At 36.2% G+C, this 8,056-nt stretch carries 9 protein-coding genes; all 9 read left to right on the top strand.

Annotated features, from left to right (window positions below; translation table 11 throughout):
- Positions 1-785 precede the first annotated feature (785 nt).
- The 9 genes from L693_RS0100030 to L693_RS0100070 all read left to right on the top strand — a co-directional run bounded on the left by L693_RS0100030 (position 786) and on the right by L693_RS0100070 (position 7,867).
- Positions 786-1,322 (top strand): HXXEE domain-containing protein, encoded by a 537-nt coding sequence (locus L693_RS0100030; protein ID WP_231503474.1) that lies wholly within the window; start codon positions 786-788, stop codon positions 1,320-1,322.
- A gap of 314 nt (positions 1,323-1,636) precedes the next feature.
- The gene (comI, locus tag L693_RS30880) at positions 1,637-1,729 is read left to right on the top strand and encodes a competence inhibitor ComI (protein WP_231503475.1); all 93 of its coding nucleotides are present in this window, start codon (positions 1,637-1,639) and stop codon (positions 1,727-1,729) included.
- A 340-nt stretch (positions 1,730-2,069) separates the two neighbouring features.
- The gene (locus L693_RS0100040; RefSeq protein ID WP_025715515.1) at positions 2,070-2,765 is read left to right on the top strand and encodes a hypothetical protein; all 696 of its coding nucleotides are present in this window, start codon (positions 2,070-2,072) and stop codon (positions 2,763-2,765) included.
- A gap of 275 nt (positions 2,766-3,040) precedes the next feature.
- On the top strand, positions 3,041-3,418 hold the full coding sequence (locus tag L693_RS0100045; RefSeq protein ID WP_025715516.1) for a VOC family protein: 378 nt from the start codon (positions 3,041-3,043) through the stop codon (positions 3,416-3,418).
- 197 nt (positions 3,419-3,615) lie between these two features.
- Positions 3,616-4,572 (top strand): hypothetical protein, encoded by a 957-nt coding sequence (locus L693_RS0100050; RefSeq protein ID WP_025715517.1) that lies wholly within the window; start codon positions 3,616-3,618, stop codon positions 4,570-4,572.
- Positions 4,573-4,837: 265 nt separating this feature from the next.
- On the top strand, positions 4,838-5,752 hold the full coding sequence (locus L693_RS0100055) for an HNH endonuclease signature motif containing protein (protein WP_025715518.1): 915 nt from the start codon (positions 4,838-4,840) through the stop codon (positions 5,750-5,752).
- 249 nt (positions 5,753-6,001) lie between these two features.
- Entirely contained in the window at positions 6,002-6,337 is a 336-nt protein-coding gene (locus L693_RS32225) for a DUF5071 domain-containing protein (RefSeq protein ID WP_442950159.1), read from the top strand.
- 230 nt (positions 6,338-6,567) lie between these two features.
- Entirely contained in the window at positions 6,568-6,897 is a 330-nt protein-coding gene (locus L693_RS30885) for a DUF3024 domain-containing protein (RefSeq protein ID WP_231503476.1), read from the top strand.
- Between the two features lie 181 nt (positions 6,898-7,078).
- The gene (locus L693_RS0100070; RefSeq protein WP_025715522.1) at positions 7,079-7,867 is read left to right on the top strand and encodes an aminoglycoside adenylyltransferase domain-containing protein; all 789 of its coding nucleotides are present in this window, start codon (positions 7,079-7,081) and stop codon (positions 7,865-7,867) included.
- Positions 7,868-8,056: the final 189 nt, after the last annotated feature.

Below are 8,056 nucleotides of genomic sequence, written 5' to 3' on the forward strand. Positions count from 1 at the left end.
GATTCAAGAAGTGAATCCGTCGTATAACATAATATTCAAGCAGCGGCTCCTTCGGAGCCTTGGTCTGCGTCATGAATTTCGGGAAGGAATTTCAGCAGACAACCCCTTCGGGGTTCATGAATACGAGAACGTTATATGAAAGATCGGCAATTGTGCAAAAGAAGTTTCAAAGAAGCAGATTAATCGGATCTCATCCAAGAATTGTTTTTGATTAATTATTGTTTTAGTTCAAAACGCTTCAAAGGGGATATTTGGTTATAAACACTTTTTTAACTGAAAGGAATAGATTAATGAAACTATTCTTAATTATTGTCCAGGTATTATATTCAATAATGCTAGTGCCTTGGTTTTTGATATGGGGATTATCATTTATGGTATTTGATAGTGGGATTTCTTTTTGGGGAATCGGAATCATGATTGCAGTTACATTATATCCAGTTACAGTTGCTGGATGCTCAATTCTTTCCTGGGTATACCTGAAGAAGATCAAGCCTGTTTATACAATATTAATCAATTGTGTTCCATCTATTTGGATCATTTCAATTGCAATTGTAGTATTTGTTCTTTGATCACCCTCAAAGGCCAGAGAAGTTCATATTTTTAAAGGTGGTTTCAAAGAAGGCCGATCCATCATATAACATAATACTCACGCATCGGGCATACGCCCTCGGTCCGACAGAAGGATTTCGGGGAAGCAGAAGCAGCCGGACACACCCGACGTTGTCGGGCGTCGTGAACACAAGGACGTTATATGAAATGTGCTAAAACTATTCAAAAGGTGATCAATGATGATTATTGATGATTCGATAATAACTATGAATTCTTTAATGTGGCTATTTCTGGCCGTGTTTATGATCCATGATTTTGAGGAAATTATATTTGTGGAATCTTGGATGAAGAAAAACTATCAAAGAATTCATAAATTAGTTCCAAGTTTATTAGGTAATATGATTAGAAATATGTCTGACATCAAATCTTCTCAATTTGCAATTGCAGTATTTATCGAGTTTATATTTTTTATTCCGGTTACCTATTTGGCGGCAGAACATAATAGTTATATTTTGTTTGTAGGAGTGAATTCCTTGTTATTTATCCATGTTTTTACGCATCTAGGTCAATCAATATATCTTAAATCGTATACTCCAGGAGTAATAACAGGGTTAATTGTTGTTTTGCCGTATTCATTGTATTTGTTTTATAGAATGTTAAATGAAGAACTGGTGTCTATGAAAGATATTTTATTGTATGCACCATCAGGTTTAATATTAATTCCTTTAGTAATATTTGGACATAAATTAGGAAAGATAGTAATACGAGAATAAAAAATTATAGGTTAATCAAGTAGACACAACTCATATAACAAAATATTCGCGCTGCGTGCCTTTCGGCCCTTGATCTGCCCGGAGCCTTTTCGAAGAAGTTTAGTCAGACAGATACACCCATTCCCCTAAGATAGGAGCTATCTAAGGAGAATGGACGTCGGGAATACAATAACGTTATATAATAGAAATAAAAAACAAATATGGATCAAAAGAAAGAGAATAAGAACACTTGTGCGCAGGTGTGAATAAAGGTAAAATATAGATACAATTGAATCTTGGGTGGGTATGGTTTCCCTTCGAAAGGAGGTGAAACCATGGAAGTGAAGGATGCGATGACTCTGATGATGCTATTTGGAACGCTCATTCTTGCACTTTTAACGTACATCAATAACAACAAGAGAAAGTAAAAACCCACCCCAAGGTTATCCGCCAAAGGTGGGTTTTTTATTCCCAATGACTTAAGAAGGGATAAACCATCCAAGCCAATTGTACTGACCAAGTGTTCGACGCACTTGGTCTTTATTTAAGAATATGATAACACATCAGAAAAGATGAATCAAAATAAAATGAGTAATTCCATCATATAACATAATATTCAAGCTGCGGCTCCTAAAGGAGCCTTGGTCTGCAGGGTGGATTTCAAAGAGGTATCAGCAGACATATCCGACTTCGCCAGACGTCGTGAATACAGGGAACGTTAGGTGAAATTATTGCTAATGGATATAAAATAAGAGGGGGCATTATCCCATGATAAGAAAAAGTTGTGTTTTATTAATATGTATTGTATTAATGCTATCTGTAATATTGATAGGATGTAAAAGAGCTGAATCCAATGCAATTGGTGGAACTCCAAGTCTACAAAATAAATCTATTAACCAAACTCCCTCTGATGGATCGACTGAAATAGCAAACCCCAGTCCTAAAGTGATTTCAAGTGCTGATCTTGATGTGATCTACAATGGTTTAACTCTGAATAATAAAACTCCGTTGGAAGATCTAACATCAAAATTACATATTCCAATTGGTGAAACAAATGAGAATATTAGAATTAGGGCAGCGGGTGAAGTTAATGGAATGTCTTTTGATTGGTATCAAGTTTCCTACCCCGATAAGGAAAATGAAGAATTGAGATTCGACTACTTATATAATGCAACCCTTAAATCAGGACGTATTGTTTCAATAAATCTGATTAATGTGCCAACAAAACGAGGCATTTCTGTTGGCGATACTATTGAAAAAATTAAATTTGCTTACGGTAAAGATGTTGCCGAAGAGCCTCAAACTCAAACAATAAGTGATATTAGTTTTATGGTAGATAATTATGAACTTACATTCACTATATTGAAAAACACAGGGAAAATATCAGGAATTTATATTGATTTTGATACGAACAAAGCAATGGAAGAATCAGATATTCCCAATTTAGAGGATTGTGCCTGTTAATGAAGAAATCAAAGATTGTAAGGAACTCAAAGTTGGCAATAATTCCACCTAACACCGTATTCACGCTTTGGGGCATTCGCCCCTCGGTCCGCGAGAGGCATTTCGGGGAAGATTAATCAGCGTACACATCCCTCCACCTAACCGCATCGCGGCCGGTCACTTCGTGACCTTAAGGTAGAGGGACGTCGTGAATACAAGAACGTTATCGGAAATTTGGGCAACAATAAAAACTCTAATACTGCTATTCTAAAATCTTGTTATGAAACATGAGAAGGATGGATGAAATGTTTACTAACTGTCTACAAATTTTTCCATGTACTAATGTGAACAAAACAGCGGAATTTTATAAATTAATTGGATTTCGAGCAGTCAGTTATCTTGAATCAAAGGAGCCACACATTTGTCTATATAAAGATCAAATTGAGATCGTATTAACCAAATCGAATCAAGAAGTTATAGTACCGAATCGAGAAGTGCATGGATATGGTTATGATGCGTATTTCATTACAGATAATCAAGAGGAAATGGAGAAGAAATTAAGGGAATTAGGAATTTTAATTGTAAGACCCTTATTAACAACAGATTATAACAATAAGGAATTTGTATTTGAAGATATAGACAGAAGATGGATTGCTATAGGAAAGAAACAGTAAAGTAATAAAGGATAGATTGAGATTATTGATAGCATTCCGAAGATGTGCCGAACATCCGATAACATAATATTCAAGCAGCGGCTTCTAACGGAGCCTTGGTCTGCGAGAAGGATTTCGGAGAGGGATTTCAGCAGACAACCCCTTCGGGGTTCATAAATACAGAAACGTTATCTGAAATAACGATTGGAGAAAGAGAAATGGAAACATTCAAATCACTTTTATCTTTTGTATTGAAGGTATTTAAGAATATATTCATAAAATTTTATCTATGGACGAGAGACAAGATACGAAACAAAAATTACGAAACTATCTATGCCTCTTATGGTATCACTTTAGTTATATTCACTATTAATGTTTATATGCATCCAAATAAAGTGTCATATTTCCTTTTGTGGTTTTTTATCATTGTTACATTAACAATAAATATCATTGTTTTATGTAAAATCAGAAAATCAGAAAGAGGATCTAAAGAATATTTTAATGAAATTTCTAATTGGTCATTTTCAATGACATATGTCTCTTTGTTTATCTTAATGGGAGTAGTTCGAATAATTCATACTAGTCCTCTTGTGACTAATCTCTTTGTTGTATTCTTTTTTATTTTCATATACTTCAAGGCAAGATTTCTGTTCTTAGATAAGGTAACAAACTGGTTTCGTTTAGTTTTACTTTTACTATTTAGCCCAGTAATTTCAGTCGTTATTTATAGCTTTATTGGAATGTTACTTTTTGAAGTCTTTGAAGAAAAACTTTTTATTGCAAATGGAACTTTAGGTGGGATGGTAATTATTTTGAGTATAGTACTTATCAACCTAGTGGTATTTTGGACACCTGAAGAACGATTTAATGAAGTGAAAGTTGCTATTTATTTTATTTTAGCTTTATTTTCTACCATATCATACTGTTTCTTTATTTCTGATTTTTTATCAACTTTGTTAACACCTTGGTTAAATTCAATATCTGCTACTAAGGTAACCTCAGAAGGGGTAAGACAACTTATCGAAAATGCAGTTCGATGGTTCACACTGCCATATTTAATAGGTTCAGTTTTTTCATGTTTTTCTTTGGAATTGGTTTCTCGGAATAGGGCGCTTGTTAACAATTCAAAGAAGCGTGGTACGTTAGATAGTGGTTCTTTCTCGCATAAGAATTAGCTTCTTTAAGACAACAAGATGAACTCAGTACAGTGGACAGCTTTGCACTCGTTAAGCTCTGGTTTGGACCGAACGCTGAGTTGGATTGGTTGGTTTGAAAGACAGAGAGTGATTTTGGGTGTAACTCAAGAAGAGTGTTACTTAAGATAACAAAATATTCACGCTGCGAACATTCGTCCTGGGTCCGGCATTCGCCGGACACCCAGCATACGCTGGGTCGTGAATACGTGAACGTTATCAGAAACCAGCGAAAAGGGGAGCCTAAATGAGAGTATCTCCGAATCCAAAACTAAAGGATATACTAATTCAAAAAAACGTAGGTGTCTGTTGTGTTTGTAAAAAGAGCGGACTAGGTGTTCATTTCCACCACATTGATGGTGATAATTCTAATACAGTTGAGGAAAATCTGGCTGTTCTCTGTGTAAAGGATCACGATCTACACCATAGACCACAAGCATATAACGAACCTAATCATCTTGAATTAACAGAAGTTGAAATTCGAGAGTATAAGCGATCTTGGGAAGCCTTTGTAAAAGAAGCTTCACAAAAGAACCCAAAAGTTTTTGCAGTATTAAATACTTATGGGGATTATGATAAAATCCATTCATTAAGATTAATTTTTCAATGGGATGACGAAAAAATTGAATTTGAACGTTTATTTCATTTATTAGAAGGCCCTATGGATTTATTATTGGATAAAGTTCTCGAAGAGATTGTTTGGGTTGGTAAGGAAATACAGTTGGTATTGGTCGATAGTCCCCTAGAGATTGAATACTGTCCATGCTGCAATAGTAGTTATAGTAATACTATTAATAGTAATGTAACTAAGAAATTGAGCAGTACCTCGTGGAAACAAGATTCTATCTGCACGATATATATAAACCCAATGCAGCCCTCATTGGAAATTACAATATTTCTGAAGGATGACATGATATATTCCGGGAGCTTGCACCGATGTAAAAATAATACACTTCATTTTATATGTGATAATTTCGAGGAATCGCTCTCTATTTTAAAAAAAACAAGCGTAAGAACACAGGTAACAAAATTAGTAAACAAGATTTTAATGGATTGGGAGCCTGGTAGAATTATCTTTGGTACAGGAGATCCGGGTAAACCCAAAATTATTAAAGATTTGAGCTTACCGCGTTGCTGGGAAAAAAATATTAAAACCATTTGAATGTTATTCAATGAAGTGCCGGAATCTGATAACATCGTATTCACGCTGCGGTCCATTCGGCCCTTGGCTCACTAGAGGAGACAAACAGGGAAGCGGACTCAAGCGAACAACCCTGCACCACCTAACCGCGTCGCGGTCGGGACTTCGTCTCTTAAGGTGGTGAGTGTTCGTGAATACAGGGAACGTTATCAGAAATACTCGCAACTGGAATAAAGAAAGGAGGTCAATATTATAAACACAAATGAATTAATACCACGGCATAAACACGATTTAGAAAGAGTAGAGTTACTAAAGAAACAACCCATAGAGAAATTAAAACCTATCTTACCAGAAATACTGGAATGGCTACAAGATGGAAACTGGCCGATTGCTGAACCGGTAGAAAATGTATTGTTGAATTTCGAAGAAGAATTGATACCCTACATTAGGGAAATATTCAGTACGAATGAGGGATGTTGGAAATACTTTTTATTGCATGGATTAATAAGAAAACTGCCCGATTATACATTGAAAGAGTTGAAAGCTGATCTAAATAGAATGCTTAATACGCCCACAGAAGATGAAAAACAAGAAGAAATTAGATGACATACTAATAGAATTACTTGAGAGAGTTGGTAGCTAACTCGAGAAGACGAATACATCTGATAACATAATATTCAAGCAGCTGCTCCTGACGGAGCCTTGGTCTGCGAGATGAATTTCGGAGAGGCATTTCAGCAGACAACCCCTTCGGGGCTCATGAATACAGAGACGTTATGAGACATCATCGTGATATAATCATGGCAAAACGAATCAGGGCAGGAGAGACAAAATCCATGGATGACTTTACAAAGAAGCGGATTATGAAAATCATGGACAAATATACACAAAATGCAGTACCAGAACATGTGAAAAACCAGATTAAAATCAGTTATAAGATCAGAGGAAATCATGTGACATTAATTGAAGAAAGACAAGGATACAAAAGTGATCAATGGGTGCAGATGCCTGTAGCTCAGTTCAGATTAGATGAAAACGAATGGGAAATATATTGGCAAGACAGCAAGGGGAAATGGCATTTCATAGATGACATAGAACCGAATGAAGATTTTGAAAAACAGTTAAAGATCGTGGATGAAGGGCATAACGGACTGTTCTGGGGATGACTCAAAGAGGTCAATGACATCTCATAACATAATATTCAAGCAGCGGCTCCGTTGGAGCCTTGGTCTGCGAGAAGGATTTCGAAGAAGCATTTCAACAGACAACCCCTTTGGGGTTCGTGAATACGAGAACGTTATAAGAAAATGGCGCAAAACGTTAAAAAACCAAAGGAGAGATGACACATTGAAGAAACACTTTAAAGATGAAAAACTTCAAGAAACTCTTCGTATTTTCATTCAGGATATACGAGCTATATTCGGGGATAAATTAACTAGTGTTTACATATATGGTTCATCGTTACATAACGATTTGAGTCCTGGTTATGGAGATTTGGATTTTTTAGTTTTGCTTTCTGAGAATATTAGTATGGAAGAGATCACGAGATTGAATGAACAGAGGGTCATATATAGAAATGTATTGGTAGATCTATATACCGATATGTTGGAAGGTGCATTTTTACCATATAAGTTGATTTTCGGCGAACAGGGACGAGCATTGTGGTGGGGAACGAGAGGAGAACGGATGTGGGAGAAGAATCAACTCGATACATTCACAATGTATTCAATTAAGAAACAAGGACTTTTAATATACGGGGATTTACAGGAACATATTTTTCCTGAGATCACAAAGGAAGAAATAAAAGGATTTCTTATAGAATTTTCTCTATGTATGAAGGAACATGGCAAGGGTGGAAGTTTACATTCAATAGATTGGTTGCTATTAGCTGCAAAATTCATAGGTTGGTTACGTGAGGAAATAATATTTTCAAAAAGCCAAGCTGCTGATTGGGGACTAAGACATATTACCTCTGATTGGAAGGAACATTTATTGAAATGTAAGGAATTGAGAAAGGAACCTATGGAAGCAGACTCTCAAGAATACACCGAGTGGTTGAATAAATTAGACTCAGTAATAATTGAAGCATCAAAGGATCTAGATAGAGAAATCGAAGAAGGCGCCAACATCCTATAACATTGCATTCAACGCAGCGGGTCGAGACAAGCTCGACCCTTGGTCCGGGAGAGGGATTTCGGAGGAGCTGATTCACCGGACACATTTAACCGGCTAAGTGGCAGAGCCACCCGGCACTACGTGCCTTAAGCCGCTTGAACGTCGTGAATGCGAGAACGTTATATGCAACCTGAAAGGCAGGGAAAACAT

Source organism: Paenibacillus sp. 1-18 (assembly GCF_000520755.1).
GTDB classification, from domain to species: Bacteria; Bacillota; Bacilli; order Paenibacillales; family Paenibacillaceae; genus Paenibacillus; species Paenibacillus brasilensis.

Coding starts and splice junctions, on each gene's coding strand:
- L693_RS0100030 (WP_231503474.1), top strand. CDS start 786: ATGATGATTATTGATGATTCGATAATAACTATGAATTCTTTAATGTGG.
- L693_RS0100045 (WP_025715516.1), top strand. CDS start 3,041: ATGGATGAAATGTTTACTAACTGTCTACAAATTTTTCCATGTACTAAT.
- comI (WP_231503475.1), top strand. CDS start 1,637: ATGGAAGTGAAGGATGCGATGACTCTGATGATGCTATTTGGAACGCTC.
- L693_RS0100040 (WP_025715515.1), top strand. CDS start 2,070: ATGATAAGAAAAAGTTGTGTTTTATTAATATGTATTGTATTAATGCTA.
- L693_RS0100050 (WP_025715517.1), top strand. CDS start 3,616: ATGGAAACATTCAAATCACTTTTATCTTTTGTATTGAAGGTATTTAAG.
- L693_RS30885 (WP_231503476.1), top strand. CDS start 6,568: ATGGATGACTTTACAAAGAAGCGGATTATGAAAATCATGGACAAATAT.
- L693_RS0100055 (WP_025715518.1), top strand. CDS start 4,838: ATGAGAGTATCTCCGAATCCAAAACTAAAGGATATACTAATTCAAAAA.